Genomic DNA, 17888 nt, shown 5'->3' with positions numbered 1-17888 from the left:
GCAGAAAAGCGCCAAGGCCAGACAGACGCGCGCGCCTGCCCGGCCTGCCCGTCTTTACCCGTAAAAGTGCCAGCCCAGGTAGCCCGCGAAAATCGCGTACAGCCCGCCCACCGCCGACAGCGCCGGCACGCTCATGGCAGACCGGCGGAAACGCAGCCACAGCAGTCCGATCGACAGCATCGTGAAAAAGCCCGCCGCCAGCAGCGGGGCGTCCAGCAGCCACGGCGTCATGAAGATGCCCAGCGCGCTGGGGATCGTGGCCTGGATCATCATGGCGCCCGAAATGTTGGCCAGTGCCAGGCGTTCCTTGCCCTGGCGCACCCAGATCAGCGCATTCATGATCTCCGGCAGCTCGGTGGCCACCGGGGCCAGCAGCAGCGCGGCCACGTGGGGCGAGGCGCCCATGGCGATGCCCAGCAGTTCGATCTGGTTCACGAACACGTGCGAGGCGCCGGCGATCACGACCAGCGCCATGACCGTCTGCGTGACGGCCCAGAACATGGAGGGGTCTTCGTCGCGCGGCCGCAGCTTCAGGGGTTCGAGGTCATCGCTGTCCAGGGATGCCTCGTCGTTGCTGAGTTCACGCTTGATGTAGAGCGCATAGGTGACCAGGAACACGAATCCCAGCCAGGGCTTCCAGGCAAAGGCCAGCAGGCCCAGGCCCACCTTGAAGATGAAGATGCCCATGAACCAGGCCTGGTCGCGGGCCAGCCGGCGCTGGTCCGCGTTGATACAGTTCGCCTGCGTGGGCTTGCCGCGGCGGGCGCGCCACAGGGCCAGGCCGACGACCGCATAGGCCAGCGTGGCAAGCACCAGGGGACCGCCCATCGCGGCGCCGACGCCGATGTCTTTTTGTTCGGGGGTATCGCCGAAGACCACGGCCATGAAGGTGACCGCGCTTTCCGGCAGCGCGGTGCCGAAGGCGGCGAGCACGGTGCCGGTGGCGGTCGCGCCCAGTTGGAAGCGGTGACCGACCCATTCGACGCCATTGACGAAGAACTCGCACGCGACGTAGATCACTGCCGCGGACAGGAAGAACAGAAAAAGGGTGAGCAACATGGGAATGCGGCCGGACGAGCGGATACCATTGGCGCGACGCAGCGGCTCGCCCGGCCAAGGGTGAACGCTACGCGGCCAAAGGTCTCGCCTGGCTGATCCACGCGGCTGCAAGCCGGACGTGGGTGCCGTCAGCGCCATGGGGTTCTAGCGGCTGCTCCGCAGCACTGAACCACCAAGTCTGTTGACGCTGACTCCTTTGGGGACAAAGGATGGCTACTCCCCAATGACAGAGCGGCGATTGTAGCAGCGGCCGGCACGTTGTCCAGTCATCGCCGCACGGCCAACGCGGATACGCCACGGGGTGTTGCATTCGCGGGATGGCAGGTAAAGTAGCCCCATCTTCCGCCCTTGCCGGGGCTGCGCGCCCGGCCCGCCCGACATGAGCCTGCCTCCCGACGACCTCGCCCCTTTCGCCGCGCGGCGCCAGCGCCTGATGGATCGCATGCGCGCGGAAGGCGGCGGCATCGCCATCCTGGCAACCGCGACGGAAGCCATCCGCAACCGCGACGCGGAATTTCCTTACCGGCACGACAGCGATTTCTTCTACCTGACGGGCTTTACCGAACCCGACGCCTGGGTGGTGCTGGTGGCGGGCGCGACAGACCGCGCCGTGCTGTTCTGCCGGCCGCGTCACGTGGAGCATGAATTGTGGGAGGGCAAGCGCTTTGGCCCCGAGGCCGCGGCCGCCCACTTCGGTTTCGACGACGCCCATCCCATCGACGCGCTGGACGAACTGGTGCCCGCGCTGATGCTGGACCATCCGACCCTGTACGCCCCGTTGGCCGGGGACAAGCGCACGGACGGGCGCTTGCACCGCTGGCTGGCGGCGGCGCGCGAGAAAAGCCGGGGCGGGCGCCTGCCGCCCAGCCGGCAGCAGGACGTGCGGCCACTGCTGGCCGACATGCGGCTCATCAAGGACGCCTCGGAAATCGCCGCCATGCGGCGCGCGGCCAAGATTTCGGCAGGCGCCCACGCGCGCGCCATGCGCGTGGCGCGGCCCGGCATGCGCGAGTACGAGATCGAGGCCGAGCTGCTTTATGAATTCCGCCGCCACGGCGCCCAGTCCGTGGCGTACAACAGCATCGTCGCAGCCGGGGCCAACGCCTGTGTCCTGCACTACCCGGCGGGCGAGGCGGTGCTGCGCGACGGCGATCTGGTGCTGGTCGATGCGGGCTGCGAAGTGGACAGCTACGCCAGCGACATCACGCGCACCTTTCCGGCGAACGGCCGCTACAGCGGCCCGCAGCGCGCGCTTTATGACCTGACCGTCGCGGCGCAGGACGCGGCCGCCCAGGCCACCGCGCCGGGCCGCAGCTTCAACGATGCGCACGAGGCCGCGCTGCGCGTCCTGGCGCAGGGCATGCTGGATCTGAAACTGCTGAAGGGATCGCTGGACGGCGTGCTGGAATCGGGCGACTACAGCCGCTTCTACATGCACCGCACCGGACACTGGCTGGGCCTGGACGTGCATGATGTCGGCGACTACCGCCAGCCCGGCGCGCCCGGCACCGATCGGCCGTGGCGCACGCTGCAAACCGGGATGATGCTGACCATCGAGCCGGGCATCTACGTGCGCCCCGCCGACGACGTGCCAGAGGCCTATTGGAACATCGGCATCCGCACGGAAGACGATGCGCTGGTCACGGACGAAGGATGTGAACTGATCACCCGCGGCGTGCCGGTGCAGGCCAGCGAGATCGAGGCGCTGATGCGCGAATGACGCGGCTGGCGGCCTACAGCACGTAGCCGTCCAGCCAGCCCATGGCCACCCAGACATAGACCACCACCATCGCGATGGCGAACATGGTGGCGATGGCGCCGACCAGGCACGCCAGGATGGCGACCAGCACGGGCCCCCAGCCCGTCGAAGACACCTTGCCCAGGCCCGGATTGCAGATCCGGTCGAACTTCTCGTCCGGCATCAGGGAATAGACCGCGCTTTCGATGAACCCGTCGATCATGGGAATGAAAAGCAGGAAGAAAGCGGGGTTGTCGTACCAGACCGGGTAAAAGCGCACGGCGCAGAACAGGCACACGGCGGCGAACATGGTCACCAGCCAGGCGTGGCGCCGGCCCAGATACCACCAGTGCGCGCCAAACGCGCCGAACAGGCAGGCCAGGAGTCCCACCGCGACCTTGCTGCGGGGGCGGCGCGCGGAGACGGCGGAAAGCGAAGAGGAAGCCTGAGCCTGCGTCATGTCAATCAACCGGAAAAGGGGCGTAGGCGCCAAGCGGCGGCGGCTGCCGCGATTGTAGTGGACGGTTAAAATCCGGGCATGACTTCCTCCGCCTTCGACATTGCGATTCTTGGCGCCGGCCCCGTGGGCCGCGTATTGGCCCTGATGCTGGCGCGCGTGGCGCCGGACCCGGCGCGCATCGCCCTGCTCGCGGGCAGCGCACCGGCACCCGTCACCCCGGCCGCGGCCGTGCCCGCCGCCGATCCGCGCGTGCTGGCCATGAACCACGGCAGCCGGGTGCTGCTGGAGTCGCTGCATGCCTGGCCCGAACGCTCGGCCGACATTCGCAACATCCACGTGTCGCAGCGCGGCCGGCTGGGCCGAACGCTCATCCAGAACACCGATTTTGGCGTGCCCCAGCTGGGCAGCGTGGTGACCTATTCCGGCCTGTACGCCAAGCTGGACGACTGCGTGGCCGCGTGCGGCGTCTCCGTGCTGGCCGGCCCCCCGGCGCAGATCGGCATGCAGGACGCCGACGGCGTGCGCATCCAGCAGGGCGACACGGAAATCCTCTGCGGCGTCGCCGTGCAGTCCGACGGCGCCGGCGCCACGGATGTGCGGCGCGATTACGACCAGCACGCCGTGCTGACCACCGCCCACGCCACCCTGCCGCGGCGCGGCTGGGCCTGGGAGCGCTTCACCTCCGAAGGTCCGCTGGCGCTGCTGCCGCACCCGCAGACCCCGGATGCCTACTCCGTCGTCTGGTGCAGCGCGCCGGACCGCGCGGCCGAACTCGCGGCCCTGGACAACGTCGCTTTCTCGCATGCGCTGACGCAGGCTTTTGGCGACCGCCTGGGCCGCCTGACCAGCCATGCGCCGCGCCATGTCTTTCCGCTGGCGCTGTCCGCCCGGCGCGCCCAGGTGCACGGCCGGGTCGCGGCCATCGGCAACGCCGCGCAGACCCTGCACCCGGTGGCGGGCCAGGGATTGAACCTCGGCCTGCGCGATGCGGCGCGCCTTGCCCAGACGCTGACCGGCTGGCTGGCCCGTCCCGGCGCCAATCCCGGACCGGCCCTGGCCGAGTTCGCCAGCGCGCGCCATCTGGATCGCTTCATCACGGCCGGACTTACCGATTTCATGCCGCGCATCTTCGCCACGGGGCTGGCGCCCGTGGAGCACGCCTGCGGCGCCGCCCTGCTGGGGATGGATCTGGCCTCCCCGTTGCGCGCCCCGCTCGCCCAGCACCTGCTCCAAGGATTCCGCGCGTAAATCCCCGTCGGATCCGGCCCCGTTCAGGGGCCGGCTTCCCCTCGTTCCCCCCATCTGTTACCAGGCCATCGCCCCTCCAAAAATGAGGGTTCGATCGAGCCGGTTAAAATGTGAGCATGCGCATAGGCCAGTGGACCCTTCCCAACAACGTTCTTGTCGCGCCCATGGCGGGCGTGACGGACCGTCCTTTCCGCCAGCTTTGCAAGAAGCTGGGGGCGGGTTACGCGGTGTCCGAGATGGCCGCCAGCAACCCCAAACTGTGGGATAGCGTCAAGACATCGCGCCGCCTGAACCACGACGGCGAGATCGCCCCGATTTCCGTGCAAATAGCGGGGGCGGATCCGGCCATGATGGCCGAGGCCGCGGCGTTCAACGCCAACAAGGGCGCCCGGATCATCGACATCAACATGGGCTGTCCGGTCAAGAAAGTGTGCAACGTGGCGTCCGGGTCGGCGCTGTTGCGCCACGAAGACCTGATCGTCCGCATCCTGGACGCCGTGGTGGCCGCCTGCGCGCCGCTTGGCGTGCCCGTCACCCTGAAGACCCGGACCGGCTGGGACCGCAGCAGCCGCAATGCGCTGCGCGTGGCCAAGCTGGCCGAAAACGCGGGCATCGCCGCCCTCACCCTGCACGGGCGCACGCGGGCCGACCTCTATACGGGCGAGGCGGAATATGACACCATCCGCGCCGTCAAGGCTGAAATCGGCATCCCCGTGATTGCGAACGGAGATATCGACTCGCCCGCCAAAGCCAGGCACGTCCTGGATTACACTGGCGCCGATGCGGTCATGATTGGCCGGGCGGCCCAGGGCCGCCCGTGGATCTTCCGCGAAATCGACCACTACCTGCGCACGGGCGAAACACTGGCCCCTCCCTCTTACGGGGAAATGCGCGAGCTGCTGCTCGAACATCTCGACGACCACTACCGTTTCTATGGCGAGCACACCGGCGTACGTACCGCGCGCAAGCACATAGGCTGGTATGTGGACGGCCTGCCGGGCGCGGATTCGTTTTGCGCCCGCATGAACCTGATCGACAACACCCGCGACCAATGGCGGGCGGTGGCGGACTGGTTCGACACCCTCTCAAGCGACGGCAGCTGTACCCCGGCGCCGGCCGCAGAAGCCCTGCTGGCGGCATGACCGCCTCAACACCAACATAAAAATATCTGTACTCAAATGAGCAAGAAAGATGTCCTGGAAGAATGCGTGCGCGCCAGCCTGGAGCGCTATTTCGAAGACTTGGGCGAGTCCGAGCCCCACGATATGTGGGACATGGTCATGCGCTGCGTGGAGCGCCCGGTGCTTGAAGTAGCGTTGGAGCGGTCGGGCGGCAACCAGTCCCGGGCGTCCGAGATGCTGGGCATCACCCGCAACACCCTGCGCAAGAAGTTGCTGGCGCACAATATCCAGGTATAGATTTCCCTCGCGCGGGCGGCGCACGCGTCGCGCCGCCGCCGCTTCCAGATTTCCCATCCGACCAGAACGAGAAAGGCGCTCCCGCCCCACTCCGTCCCATCATGAAAATCGAAACCGCCCTGCTTTCGGTGTCCGACAAGACCGGCATCGTTGAATTTGCCCGCGCCCTGGCCGCGCGTGGCGTGCGCCTGCTCTCGACCGGCGGCACCGCCAAGCTGCTCGCCGAATCCGGCCTGACCGTCACCGAAGTGGCCGCTCACACCGGTTCGCCCGAGATCCTGGACGGCCGCGTGAAGACGCTGCACCCCAAGATCCACGGCGGCCTGCTGGCCCGCCGCGACAGCGCAGAGCACATGGACACCATCAAGGCGGCTGGCATCGATCGCATCGACATGCTGGTGGTCAACCTGTATCCGTTCCGTGAAACCGTGGCCAAGCCCGATTGCACGTTTGCCGACGCCGTCGAAAACATCGACATCGGCGGGCCCGCCATGCTGCGCGCCGCCGCCAAGAACCACGGCACCGAAGCCGGCGGCGTCACGGTCGTGATCGACCCGGTCGACTATTCGCGCGTCCTGGCCGAAATGGACAAGGGCGGCGCCACCTCCTACGGCCTGCGCCTCGCGCTGGCCGCCAAGGTCTACGCCCACACGGCCGCCTACGACGGCGCCATCGCCGCCTACCTGACCAGCCTGACCGCGGCCGAGCCCGAGCAGGACGCCGTGCCCGCCCGTAACGAATGGCCCGGCACGCTGACCCTGCAGGTCAAGCAGGAACAGGCGCTGCGCTACGGCGAGAACCCCCATCAAAGCGCCGCCTTCTACGTGGACGCGCAGCGTCCGGCGGGCCTGCTGGGCAACTACCGCCAGCTGCAGGGCAAGGAACTGTCCTACAACAACATCGCCGACGCCGACGCGGCGTGGGAATGCGCGCGCAGCTTCGAAGCGCCCGCCTGCGTCATCGTCAAGCATGCCAACCCCTGCGGCGTGGCCGTTGCAGCCGACACGCTGGGCGCGTACCAGCAAGCCTTCAAGACCGACCCGACGTCGGCCTTCGGCGGCATCATCGCCTTCAACCGTCCGGTCGACGCCGCGACGGCCGAGGCCGTGAGCGCGCAGTTCCTGGAAGTGCTGCTCGCCCCCGCCTACGACGGCGCCGCGCTGGCCATCCTGGCCGCCAAGAAGAACGTGCGCGTGCTGGAAGTGCCGATGGGCACCGGCCAGAACGCCTTCGACATCAAGCGCGTGGGCGGCGGCTGGCTGGTGCAGACGCCGGACGCCTACAACGTGCCGCGCGACGCCCTGAAGGTCGTCACCAAGCGCCAACCCACCGAGCAGGAAATGAACGACCTGTCGTTCGCCTGGAAGGTTGCCAAGTACGTCAAGTCCAACGCCATCGTGTTCGTGGGCGGCGGCATGACCCTGGGCGTGGGCGCAGGCCAGATGAGCCGCATCGACTCGGCGCGCATCGCGTCCATCAAGGCGGAAAACGCCGGCCTGACCCTGAAGGGCTCGGCCGTGGCATCCGACGCGTTCTTCCCGTTCCGTGACGGCCTGGACGTGGTGGTGGCGGCGGGCGCAACCTGCGTGATCCAGCCCGGCGGCAGCGTGCGCGACGACGAAGTCATCGCCGCCGCCGACGAGCACGGCATCGCCATGGTGCTGACCGGCACCCGCCACTTCCGCCACTGATGCGCGTCCTCGGCATCGATCCCGGCCTGCGCCGCACCGGCTTCGGTGTGATCGATGCCGAAGGCTCGCGGCTGCGTTACGTGGCCAGCGGGACCATCGTGGTCCCGCCGGCGCTGACGCTGTCCGAACGCCTGAAGGTCATCCTGGACAACCTGCGCCAGGTGGCCCGCGACACGCAACCCGACGTGGCCGCGCTGGAAATCGTCTTTCTGAACACCAATCCCGCTTCCACCCTGCTGCTGGGCCAGGCCCGCGGCGCGGCGCTTTGCGCGCTGGCCGACAGTTCGCTGGACGTGCACGAGTACACCGCGCTGCAGATCAAGAAGGCCGTGGTCGGCACCGGCCGCGCCGCGAAAGAGCAGGTGCAGATGATGGTGCAGCACCTGCTGGCGCTGGATGGCATGCCGGCCCCCGACTCGGCCGACGCGCTGGCCTGCGCGATCTGCCACGCGCACGTGGGACCGCTGCAGGACAAGCTGGAACGCCTGGGCAGCGCGCTGCGCATGGGTGGCAAGACCCGCATCCGCAATGGCCGGCTGATCGGCTGAGCGCCCTCCCGTATAGAATCCCCGCATTCGCCGCGCGTTCCGCGGCCGCCACCATTGCAGGCCTCTCACCATGATCGGAAGAATCACCGGAACCCTGATCGAAAAACTGCCCCCCACGATCTGCGTGGATGTGGGCGGAATCGGGTATGACATCGACGTGCCCATGAGCACGCTGTATTCGCTGCCCGAGACGGGCGCGCGCGTCACGCTCTACACGCACCTGACCGTGCGTGAAGACGCGCACATCCTGTATGGATTTGCCTCGGCCGGCGAGCGCAGCGCGTTCCGTGAGCTCATCAAGGTCAGCGGCATCGGCGCGCGCACGGCGCTGTCCGTGCTGTCCGGCCTGTCGGTCGCGGACCTGGCGCAAGCCATCACACTGCAGGAATCGGGCCGCCTGACCCGCGTGCCCGGCATCGGCAAGAAAACCGCGGAACGGCTGCTGCTGGAGATGCGCGGCAAGCTGGGCGCGGACATCGGCGCAACGGCGCACGTCACGCACGACAACCAGTCCGACATCCTGAATGCCTTGCTGGCGCTGGGTTACTCGGAAAAAGAATCGCTGTCGGCGCTGAAGACGCTGCCCGAAGGCGTGGGCGTGTCCGACGGCATCAAGCAGGCGCTCAAGGCGCTGGTGCGTTAACTGGCGCTAGGCTGCCTTGCCGTGCTGCAGGTAGCGCGGCGCCACAGCCTCCAGGCCCGTGGGCACCACGTGCAACTCGGGGGCGATGGGCCCGCCGCAGACGTTGTCGCGGCGCAGGGAGTCCAGGTTGTCCCGCGACATCAACGGCGTGCCCGGCATGCATTCGAACAGCCGGGCCTGCATGCGCCCCACTCCCATCGGCATGCTGATGACGGGGCGCGGATGCCCGCTCCAGGCGGCGCACAGCCGCGCGATCTCGCCCAGCGTGTAGACCTGCGGCCCGCCCAGTTCGTAGGTCTTGCCGCAGGTGTGGGTGTCGGCCAGCGCGTTGACCATGGCGGTCACCACATCGCCCACATAGATGGGCTGCATGCGCGCATTGGCGCCCGCCAGCGGCAGCACCGGCAGCCAACGCGCCAGCGACGCGAACATATTGGTGAAGTTGTCGTCGGGTCCGAAAAGCACCGACGGGCGGAAGATGGTCCAGCCAATGTCGCGCCGGTCCTGGTAGGCCGCTTTGATGGCTGCCTCGCCGTCGCCCTTGGAACGCTGGTACATGCTGTCGCCGCTGGAGTCGGCGCCCAGCGCGCTGACGTGAAGCAGGCGCCGCACGCCATAGCGCACACAAGCCTGCGCAATGCGCTGCGGCAGATGCACGTGAGCGCGCGCGAAATCGGACCCATACGGCCGGCCCACGTTGCCGTGCAGGATGCCCACCAGGTTCACGACGGCATCGCACCCTTGCACCATGCCATCGAGCGCGGCGTCGTCGTGGATGTCAGCCTGAAGCAGGGTGACGGTGGGAAGTAATTGCAGGTCGCGTCCGCGGGCAAGAAGCCGCGTGGGCACGACGATCTGATGCGGGTCCGCGCAAAGCCGTGCTACCAAGTGGCGGCCGATGAAGCCCGTGCCGCCAATGACAAGGATACGCATGGCGTAGCCTCCGGTTCGTCAGGATCGAGGTTCGATTCTGCCCTGCAAGGTCGGCATGCGCAAGCGCGCGCGAGCGAGGCGCCGCGCGCGCCGCTTGATGCGCGTCAGCCTGCCAGCAGCTTTGCGTAGGCCGGAAGATCGACGTTGCCGCCGCTGATGATGACGCCAACCCGGGCCCCGCGCACCGGCACCACGTTCTGCATGACGGCCGCCGCCGCCAGGCAGCCCGTGGGTTCCACGACCATCTTCATGCGTTCGGCAAAGAACTTCATGGTCGTCACGAGCTGTTCATCCGTCACCGTGACGATGTCGCGCACGTACTTCTGGATGAGGGGGAAGGTGAGATTGCCCAGATGCGTGGTGGCGGCGCCGTCCGCCAAGGTCTTGGGCGCGGGGATTCGGACGATTTCACCCTTGCGCAAGGACTGCTGCCCGTCATTGCCGGCTTCGGGCTCCACGCCGTAGACCAGGCAGCGCGGGCTGAGCGCGAAGGCGGACAGGGCCGAGCCCGACAGCAGGCCGCCGCCGCCCAGGCACACGAAAAGATAATCGAGCTCGCCGACTTCCTCGAACAATTCCTTGGCGGCCGTGCCCTGCCCCGCGATCACGTCTTCGTGGTCGTACGGCGGGATCAGCGTGGCGCCGGTTTCGGCCTGGATGCGGCGGGCGATGGTCTCGCGGTCTTCGGTGTAGCGGTCGTACGTGACGATCTTGCCGCCGTAGCCTTCGGTGGCCGCGCGTTTGGCCGCGGGCGCGTCCAGCGGCATGATGATGGTGGCCTGGACCCCTTGCAGCCGGGAGGCCAGCGCGATGGCCTGCGCGTGATTGCCCGACGAGAATGTCACGACGCCCGCGGCCCGTTGCTCGGGCGTGAGGCGCGCGATCGCGTTGTAGCCGCCCCGGAACTTGAAGGCGCCCATGCGCTGGAAGTTCTCGCACTTGAAGAACAGCGACGCGCCGGCGATGGCATCGGCGGTGGCCGAGGTCAGGACGGGCGTGCGGTGTGCGTTGCCGGCCAGGCGCTCGCTGGCGCGCGCGACATCATCATAGGAGGGCAATTCGGGCTGCATGGAATAAGGTCCTTAGATCGCGAGGGGGAAACGAAACCCTCGGATCATAAACCCGCCGGCGCGATTTGCGCGCCGCCCGAAGGCATGACGGCGCGAGGGCAGCCTATTTGCCGAAGAGGTCGCCGCTGCCGCCCGTGGTGCCTGCGGGCGGCGCGAGGCCCAGGTGGCGCCACGTGGTCAGCGTGGCCGTGCGGCCGCGCGGCGTGCGTTGCAGATAACCGTGCTGGATCAGGTACGGCTCGATGACGTCCTCGATCGTGTCGCGCTCTTCGCCGATGGCCGCGGCCAAGCTGTCCACGCCGACCGGACCGCCATCGAACTTGTGGACGATGGCTTCGAGCAGCTTGCGGTCCATCAGGTCCAGGCCCTGCGGATCGACTTCCAGCATGGCGAGCGCGCGGCCCGCCACGTCGGCGTCGATGGTGCCGCCCGCCTTCACTTCGGCGTAGTCCCGCACGCGGCGCAGCAGGCGGTTGGCGATACGCGGCGTGCCGCGGGCGCGGCGCGCCACCTCGGCCGCGCCGTCCGGCGTGATGACGGCATTGAGCAGGCCCGCGCTGCGCGTCACGATGCGGCCCAGATCCGCGGCGTTATAGAACTCGAGCCGCGACACGATGCCGAAGCGGTCGCGCAGCGGATTGGTCAGCATGCCCGCGCGGGTCGTGGCGCCCACCAGCGTGAAGGGCTGCAGGTCCAGCTTCACGCTGCGCGCGGCCGGCCCCTCGCCGATCAGGATGTCGATCTGGAAGTCTTCGAGCGCAGGGTAAAGGATTTCTTCGACTACGGGCGACAGGCGGTGGATCTCGTCGATGAAGAGGACGTCGTTCTTTTCCAGGTTGGTCAGCAGCGCGGCCAGGTCGCCCGGGCGTTCGAGAACGGGGCCGGACGTCTGCCGCAATTGCACGCCCATTTCGTGCGCAATGATGTGCGCCAGCGTGGTCTTGCCCAGGCCCGGGGGGCCGAACAGCAGCACGTGGTCCAGCGCCTCGCCCCGCTTTCTGGCCGCGGCGATGAAGATTTCGAGCTGTTCGCGGGCGCGCTGCTGCCCGACATATTCTTCCAGCGCCTTGGGCCGCAACGCGCGTTCGATCGACTCCTCGTTGGGCGACACCGGCTGCGGCGTCACGATGCGGGGGGCGTCGGGACGGGAGGAAAGCGAATCGGACTGGATGGCCATGGTGCGGGGTACGGGCAAAGGACGAAGCAGGATGAATCGTACCGTAGCGCGGGCTGCCCCGGGGCCGTCCCCGGGGCCAGGTCGGTCAGGCGGCCTGGGAAAGCGGCAGCCGCACGCGCACGCACAACCCGCCGGACGGAGCCTCGCGCAATTCGAGCGATCCGCCATGCGCCCGCGCAATGGCCTCGGCCAGCGCCAGGCCCAGGCCCACGCTGCCGGTCCGGGTACGCGCGTCGTCAAGCCGGCTGAAGGGCCGCAAGGCTTCCTGGCGGCGTTCCGGCACGATGCCCGGCCCGTGATCGGCCACGTCCAGGACCGCGTAGCCTTCCTCGCGCCGTAGCGCGACGTCCACCGGCGGCGCGCCGTGATTCAGCGCGTTGCCGATCAGGTTGTCCAGCAGGCGCCCCAACGCCACGGCGTCGGCCTGCACCACGGCGCCGCTGGCCTGAGCATCGGTGTTCAGGCCGATCGCGGTGCCGGCGCCCTGCCAGGCGCCCACGCGCTCGGTCAGCCATTCGGACAGCACGATGGGCGCATAGCGGTAGGCCGCCGGATCGGTGCCGCGCACGAAACCGATGAACTGGTCCACCATGTGCTGCATGTCGCGCAGGTCGGTGCGCAGCCCTTCCTTCAGCGTCGAGTCGTCGGCCATCTCGACGCGCAGCCACATGCGCGACAGCGGCCCTTTCAGGTCGTGCGGCAGCCCGGAAAGCAGCGTGCGCCGCACGGAATCGGACTCGGACAAGGCGTCCAGCATGGCATTGAAGCGTTCGCCCAGCACGCGGGTTTCGTGCGGACCCGAGGGTTCCACGCGCTGGGGCTGGCCCGCGGCAAGCTGGTCCGCGGCGTCGGCCAGCCGTGTGATCGGGCGCGTGATGTGCCACGAAAAACCCACCGCCAACAGCAGCAGCAATCCCAGCCCGCCCAGCCAGGCGGCGATGAAGGGCGTGGCGACGGGCGGATCCAGCCGGTCCAGCGGAATGACCAGCCACTCGCGCAGCCGCGGCGCATCTTCGGTGGCCGGGTTGGGCGCCAGCGAAATGAAGATCTCCGGCGTGGGGCCGCGCGACAGCGCCACGCGCGTGCCGTCGTTCAGGCGTTCGTTGAGCTGCTGAACCAGCACGCGCAGGTCGCGGCGAATATCGTCGGGCTCGGGCTCGGACTTGTGGCGGCGCGCGTGCTCCTCGCGGGCACGGTCGCCGTCGCGCTGGGCATCGCTGCCAGCGTCTGCTTGCGCCGCATCGGTTTCGCGTTCGTCGCCGTGCACCTCCGGCGGGGGCGGCGGCGGCGGACCGTGCAATTGCGAATCCTGGGCGGGCGGGGGTGCGGGAGGCGGCGGGCGCGGCGCGGCACGCGGCGGCGGACGGCGGCCATTGAAGCGCTGCAGCTTGGCTTCGGCGGGCAGCACGCGCGACCACAACCGCCACTGGTTCTGCGATGCGGCGCGCACGAAGTCGGCGCGGTCTTCGGCCGGCACCTGTGACACGGCGGCGCGCAGCGTGCGGATGGTGGTGACGATATAGCCGATGGCCACGTCTTCCATGAACTTGTGCCGGAAGTACGACACCGTCACCAGCGTGGCGGCCTGCGTCAGCAGGACCGATCCGAGGATCAGCAGGATCAGCCGCGCCCGCAGCGAGCGGGGCACGAGAATGCCGGGGGAAAAGCGCATCAGGGAGAGAACCGGTAACCGATGCCCCAGACGGTCTGGATCCAGCGCGGCTGCTTGGGATCGTCCTCGATCACGCGGCGCAGGCGCAGGATCGCGATGTCGATGGCGCGGTCGTTGCGCTCGCCGGCGTCGTCGTCGCGGGCCAGCGCCAGCAGGCGTTCGCGCGACAGCGGCTTGCCCGCATTGCGCACCAGGGCTTCAAGCAGGTTGATTTCACCGCCGGTCAGCTTGACCACGGTGCCCTCGCGGGACAGCTGACGCGTGGAGGGGTCAAAGACAAACGGGCCGAAAGCGACCGGCGCGTCCTTGGTGAGCGCGGACGGGCCGCGCTTGCGGCGCAGCACGGCCTCGATGCGGGCCAGCAGTTCGCGGGGGTCGAAGGGCTTGCCAACGTAATCGTCGGCGCCGGCCTCCAGGCCGATGATGCGATCCACGGCTTCGTCGCGCGCGGTCAGCAGGATGACGGGGATGTCCTCGCCCTGCTCGCGCAGGCGGCGGCAGGCATCGGCGCCGTCGCCGCCGGGCAGCATGCGGTCCAGCACCAGCAAATCGGGCGCGTAACGGGTGATGCGCGAGGAGAGGTCGGTCGCGTCCGGGGCCAGCAGCGTGTCGTAGCCATGCCGGTTCAGGTAGTCGGCCAGCAGCTGGCGCAGCGCCGGATCATCGTCGACGACCAGCAGCTTGGTGTGGGAATTGTCCATGGGCGTGATAGTGCGGCGCGGCGCGCTAGCCTGCAAGGGGCAGGAAATCATCTGAAATATACCCGTTGCACGATGTTGGCCGGATGTTTCGGGCTTTTCGCGATCGGACGTGCCCCAGACACGCGACTGCCCTAGAATGGCGCTTCGCCTGCCGCCCCTCGTGGACTTTTCTAAAGATCGTTTACAGATGCGCGGCAGCGCGCTCTCTACACTGTCCCCATGGTCGCCACAGCTAACATCTGGCGCAGAGGGCTGTTGCACGCGGCGTTGACGGCGGGCCTTGCCTGGCCGATGGCGCCTGCGTTTGGCGACGAGCCCGACGTGCCCCCGTTTACCTTGACGCCGCCCCCGGCGGGCGAGGTCACGCGCGTGGCGCGCGGCATTGGCGTGCTCTCGCCGGTTCAATCCCTGCCGGTGCGCCCCGCCCCGTCGCTGGACGACCGGGCCGTGCCGCTGGACCCCACGCCCTGCGACCTGCACGCGACCGAACCCGGCATGGACACCTCGGTGCGCGACGGCGGCCCGGATGCGGCCGACGGGTTCATCCCCGGCACGGGTCTGGGCCTGACCGGCAGCGCACCGCCGGTACCGCTGACGTGCGATCCGCTGGCGGCGCCCGCGTCCGCGGCGGACATCCCGCCGGATTATTCCTTTGCGCTTGAAGACGGCGACCTGCCGAGCGTGCCGGTCGTGGTGATCTCCGGCGTCTCCCGCCCCTCCCGCCCCTGGTTTTCGTCGGTGAGCGGACAGGACGGCCTGCGCTATGGCGGCAGCCGCAACTGGGTGTACCGCAATACCTCGGGCCCGTCCCTCACGGTGGGCAACGTCAACCCCAATGCGCCCGCCTGGGGCAGCGGCGCACCGGTGGGCGGGCTGCAGATCGCCAACTGGGGCGGCAGCGGCGCCACGTTGCCGGAAGGCAGCTTCGGTTATTCGTCCTCGCTGGGCAAGCTCAATCTCATGGACCCTGCCGCCCAGTCCGGGGCCGTGGACTACGGCGCGTCCGTCGGCAGCGGCAGCGTGCGCTACGGGCTCACGCCGGTGCTGACGGTGGAAGGCCAGATGCAGAGCGCGCCGTCGCTCACCACGCGCGGCGTGGGCACCACCTACAACGCCGGCGAATTCGGCACCTTCCGGGCAGGCGCCACGCAAAGTTCGTTCGACGCGGCCAGCGGCTACCGCTACCGCTTCGGCTACAGCGTCGATGTGGCCGACTCCGTGACGCTGGGCTACACCAACGAACAGATCGGCGCGGGCTACGGCGACCTGTCGACCTATTCCGACGGCGTCGCGTCCGCCCCGCAGACCCGCAATACGGTCTCTGCGGGCGTGCCGCTGTCGGGCTGGGGCACGTTGAGCGGCACGTATTCCGGCCTGCGTGAAGGGTCGGTGCTGGCCGAGCAGCGCGTGGGCCTGTCCCACAGCATGTTCGTCGCCCCCAAGGTCAAGCTGGCCGTGGGCGCGGACCGCGACATCGTGACGGGCGACTATGGCTGGCGCGCCAACCTGAGCATGCCCGTGGACACCTTCATGCGCGGCACCTGGCTCAGTTGGTAAGCGCCGGGAACGCGGACCAAAAAATCCCCCTGGGATGGGACCGGCCGGAATTGGGGCTTAAAATCCCTGCCATGATGCTTCCGGCCTACCCCCATGTCTGACGCGCGCGCCCTCGGCGTGTTGCAGCGCGTTTTCGGTTACGAATCCTTCCGCGGCGACCAGCAAGCCATTGTCGATCAGGTGATCGGCGGCGGCGACGCGCTCGTCCTCATGCCCACCGGCGGCGGCAAGTCGCTGTGCTACCAGATTCCCTCGCTGGTGCGCGAAGGCACGGGCATCGTCGTGTCGCCCCTGATCGCGCTGATGCAGGACCAGGTCGACGCCCTGACGGAACTGGGCGTGCGCGCGGCGTTCCTGAATTCGACGCAGGAATGGCGCGTGGCCCGCGACGTGGAGCAGGCGTTCCTGGATGGGGAGCTCGACCTTCTGTATGTCGCGCCCGAACGCCTCCTGACCGACCGCTGCCTGCAGTTGCTGGACCGCGGCCGCATCGCGCTGTTCGCCATCGACGAAGCGCATTGCGTGTCCCAATGGGGTCACGATTTCCGTCCCGAATACCTGGGCCTGTCCATGCTGCACGAGCGCTGGCCGGACGTGCCGCGCATCGCGCTCACGGCCACGGCCACCGCCGTCACCCGTACCGAGATCGCGCAGCGCCTGTCGCTGGACGAAGCGCGCCATTTCGTCTCGAGCTTCGACCGCCCCAACATCCGCTACCGCATCGTCGAAAAGAACGAGGTGCGCAAGCAGCTGCTGGACATGATCCGCACCGAGCACGAAGGCGAATCCGGCGTGGTGTACTGCCTGTCGCGCGCCCGGGTGGAAGAAACGGCCGAATTCCTGTGCAACCAGGGCATCGATGCGATGCCCTACCACGCGGGCCTGAGCGCCCAGGTGCGGGCGGCCAACCAGTCGCGCTTCCTGCGCGAGGACGGCGTGGTGATGGTCGCCACCATTGCGTTCGGCATGGGCATCGACAAGCCGGACGTGCGCTTCGTGGCGCACATCGACCTGCCCAAGTCGGTCGAAGGCTACTACCAGGAAACCGGCCGCGCCGGCCGCGACGGCCTGCCCGCCACCGCATGGCTGGCCTACGGCTTGCAGGACGTGGTGCAGCAGCGCCGCATGATCGACGAATCGCCTGGCGACGAGTCCTATCGGCGGCGCCTGGGCCAGCAGCTCGACGCCATGCTGGGCCTGTGCGAAACCGTGGAATGCCGGCGCGTGCGCCTGCTGGCGTACTTTGGCCAGCAGATCACCGCGTGCGGCAACTGCGACGTCTGCCTGGACCCGCCCCAGGCGTGGGACGGCACCGTCGCGGCGCAGAAGGTGCTGTCGGCGGTGTACCGGCTCTGGAAGGAACGCGGCCAGCGCTATGGCGCCGGCCACATCATCGACATCCTGCGCGGCAAGGTCACCGACCGCACCCAGCAGCATGGCCACGAGACGCTCAGCGTATTCGGCGTGGGCGCCGACCTGTCCGACACCGCCTGGCGCGGCGTGCTGCGACAGCTTTTGGCGCAGGGCCTCTTGACGGTGGACAACGAAGGCTTCGGCACGCTGGCCCTGACCGAAGGCAGCCGCGCGGTGCTCAAGGGCGAACGCCAGCTCATGCTGCGGCGCGAGTCCGAAAAGAAACCGCGGTCCGGCAAGACGGGCAGCGGACGGCCCAAGGCGGCGGCGATCGACCTGCCGGCCGAATTGCAGCCCGTGTTCGAAGCCCTGCGCGCGTGGCGCGGCGAAGTCGCCAAGAGCCACGGCGTGCCCGCCTACGTGATCTTTCACGACGCCACGCTGCGCGAGATCGCGCTGGCGCAGCCCGAGTCCATGGACGACCTGAGCCACATCAACGGCGTGGGGGCCCGCAAGCTGGAAGCCTACGGCGAAGAAATCCTGCAGCGGGTGGCGCGGCCGGTGCTGTAGCGCCGGCCCGGGCGCCACGCCTTTGCGGCATGGCGCCCGGCCCGCAAGAC

At 68.6% G+C, this 17888-nt stretch carries 16 protein-coding genes and 1 riboswitch; of the genes, 9 read left to right on the top strand and 7 right to left on the bottom strand.

Annotation, left to right across the window (positions count from 1 at the left end; translation table 11 throughout):
• Positions 1-54: 54 nt before the first annotated feature.
• Positions 55-1059: a sodium:calcium antiporter gene (locus ASD87_RS11255; protein ID WP_056321193.1), complete on the bottom strand. Its 1005-nt coding sequence runs from the start codon at positions 1057-1059 to the stop codon at positions 55-57.
• Between the two features lie 43 nt (positions 1060-1102).
• A riboswitch (yybP-ykoY riboswitch) is annotated at positions 1103-1293 on the bottom strand.
• A 145-nt stretch (positions 1294-1438) separates the two neighbouring features.
• Here ASD87_RS11255 and ASD87_RS11250 point away from each other — a divergent pair.
• Positions 1439-2779, top strand: a complete 1341-nt coding sequence (locus ASD87_RS11250) for an aminopeptidase P N-terminal domain-containing protein (RefSeq protein WP_056321192.1) — start codon at positions 1439-1441, stop codon at positions 2777-2779.
• 13 nt (positions 2780-2792) lie between these two features.
• Here the strand turns inward: ASD87_RS11250 and ASD87_RS11245 are convergent, their stop codons facing one another.
• The gene (locus ASD87_RS11245; protein ID WP_056321190.1) at positions 2793-3257 is read right to left on the bottom strand and encodes an NINE protein; all 465 of its coding nucleotides are present in this window, start codon (positions 3255-3257) and stop codon (positions 2793-2795) included.
• Positions 3258-3335: 78 nt separating this feature from the next.
• Here ASD87_RS11245 and ASD87_RS11240 point away from each other — a divergent pair, with 78 nt between their 5' ends.
• The 6 genes from ASD87_RS11240 (at position 3336) to ruvA (ending at position 8805) form a co-directional block, all read left to right on the top strand.
• Positions 3336-4505: a UbiH/UbiF/VisC/COQ6 family ubiquinone biosynthesis hydroxylase gene (locus ASD87_RS11240; protein ID WP_056321188.1), complete on the top strand. Its 1170-nt coding sequence runs from the start codon at positions 3336-3338 to the stop codon at positions 4503-4505.
• A gap of 116 nt (positions 4506-4621) precedes the next feature.
• Positions 4622-5647: a tRNA dihydrouridine synthase DusB gene (gene dusB / locus ASD87_RS11235; protein WP_056321185.1), complete on the top strand. Its 1026-nt coding sequence runs from the start codon at positions 4622-4624 to the stop codon at positions 5645-5647.
• 36 nt (positions 5648-5683) lie between these two features.
• Positions 5684-5923 carry a helix-turn-helix domain-containing protein gene (locus ASD87_RS11230; protein WP_006217670.1) on the top strand — a complete coding sequence of 80 codons (240 nt, stop codon included), beginning with the start codon at positions 5684-5686 and terminating at the stop codon, positions 5921-5923.
• Positions 5924-6024: 101 nt separating this feature from the next.
• Positions 6025-7614, top strand: a complete 1590-nt coding sequence (gene purH / locus ASD87_RS11225; protein ID WP_056321182.1) for a bifunctional phosphoribosylaminoimidazolecarboxamide formyltransferase/IMP cyclohydrolase — start codon at positions 6025-6027, stop codon at positions 7612-7614.
• Positions 7614-8162, top strand: a complete 549-nt coding sequence (gene ruvC, locus ASD87_RS11220) for a crossover junction endodeoxyribonuclease RuvC (RefSeq protein ID WP_056321180.1) — start codon at positions 7614-7616, stop codon at positions 8160-8162. The genes purH and ruvC overlap by 1 nt, the downstream gene beginning before the upstream one ends.
• Positions 8163-8232: 70 nt before the next feature.
• The gene (ruvA, locus tag ASD87_RS11215; protein ID WP_056321177.1) at positions 8233-8805 is read left to right on the top strand and encodes a Holliday junction branch migration protein RuvA; all 573 of its coding nucleotides are present in this window, start codon (positions 8233-8235) and stop codon (positions 8803-8805) included.
• A gap of 6 nt (positions 8806-8811) precedes the next feature.
• On the opposite strand, the gene ASD87_RS11210 is transcribed toward ruvA, so the two are convergent.
• The 5 genes from ASD87_RS11210 to ASD87_RS11190 all read right to left on the bottom strand — a co-directional run bounded on the left by ASD87_RS11210 (position 8812) and on the right by ASD87_RS11190 (position 14358).
• Positions 8812-9738 carry a complex I NDUFA9 subunit family protein gene (locus ASD87_RS11210; RefSeq protein ID WP_056321172.1) on the bottom strand — a complete coding sequence of 309 codons (927 nt, stop codon included), beginning with the start codon at positions 9736-9738 and terminating at the stop codon, positions 8812-8814.
• A 104-nt stretch (positions 9739-9842) separates the two neighbouring features.
• Positions 9843-10808 carry a threo-3-hydroxy-L-aspartate ammonia-lyase gene (locus tag ASD87_RS11205; protein ID WP_056321169.1) on the bottom strand — a complete coding sequence of 322 codons (966 nt, stop codon included), beginning with the start codon at positions 10806-10808 and terminating at the stop codon, positions 9843-9845.
• A 103-nt stretch (positions 10809-10911) separates the two neighbouring features.
• A complete protein-coding gene (gene ruvB / locus ASD87_RS11200; protein WP_056321167.1) occupies positions 10912-11985 on the bottom strand; it encodes a Holliday junction branch migration DNA helicase RuvB in 1074 nt (357 codons plus the stop codon).
• A gap of 85 nt (positions 11986-12070) precedes the next feature.
• Positions 12071-13657 (bottom strand): ATP-binding protein, encoded by a 1587-nt coding sequence (locus tag ASD87_RS11195; RefSeq protein WP_056321166.1) that lies wholly within the window; start codon positions 13655-13657, stop codon positions 12071-12073.
• Complete coding sequence (locus ASD87_RS11190) at positions 13657-14358, bottom strand: response regulator (protein WP_056321163.1); 702 nt, start codon at positions 14356-14358, stop codon at positions 13657-13659. The genes ASD87_RS11195 and ASD87_RS11190 overlap by 1 nt, the downstream gene beginning before the upstream one ends.
• Before the next feature lie 219 nt (positions 14359-14577).
• On the opposite strand from ASD87_RS11190, the gene ASD87_RS11185 reads away from it, so the two are divergent.
• The gene (locus tag ASD87_RS11185; protein WP_056321161.1) at positions 14578-15915 is read left to right on the top strand and encodes a fimbrial protein; all 1338 of its coding nucleotides are present in this window, start codon (positions 14578-14580) and stop codon (positions 15913-15915) included.
• A gap of 93 nt (positions 15916-16008) precedes the next feature.
• Positions 16009-17838, top strand: coding sequence for a DNA helicase RecQ (gene recQ / locus ASD87_RS11180; RefSeq protein WP_056321158.1), 1830 nt, complete (start codon positions 16009-16011; stop codon positions 17836-17838).
• Positions 17839-17888: the final 50 nt, after the last annotated feature.

The sequence above is a fragment of the Achromobacter sp. Root170 genome (assembly GCF_001428165.1).
Classification (GTDB): Bacteria; Pseudomonadota; Gammaproteobacteria; order Burkholderiales; family Burkholderiaceae_B; genus Achromobacter; species Achromobacter mucicolens.
The sequence above is the reverse complement of the archived record's forward strand: the minus strand, read 5'-3'. Positions and strand labels throughout refer to the sequence as shown.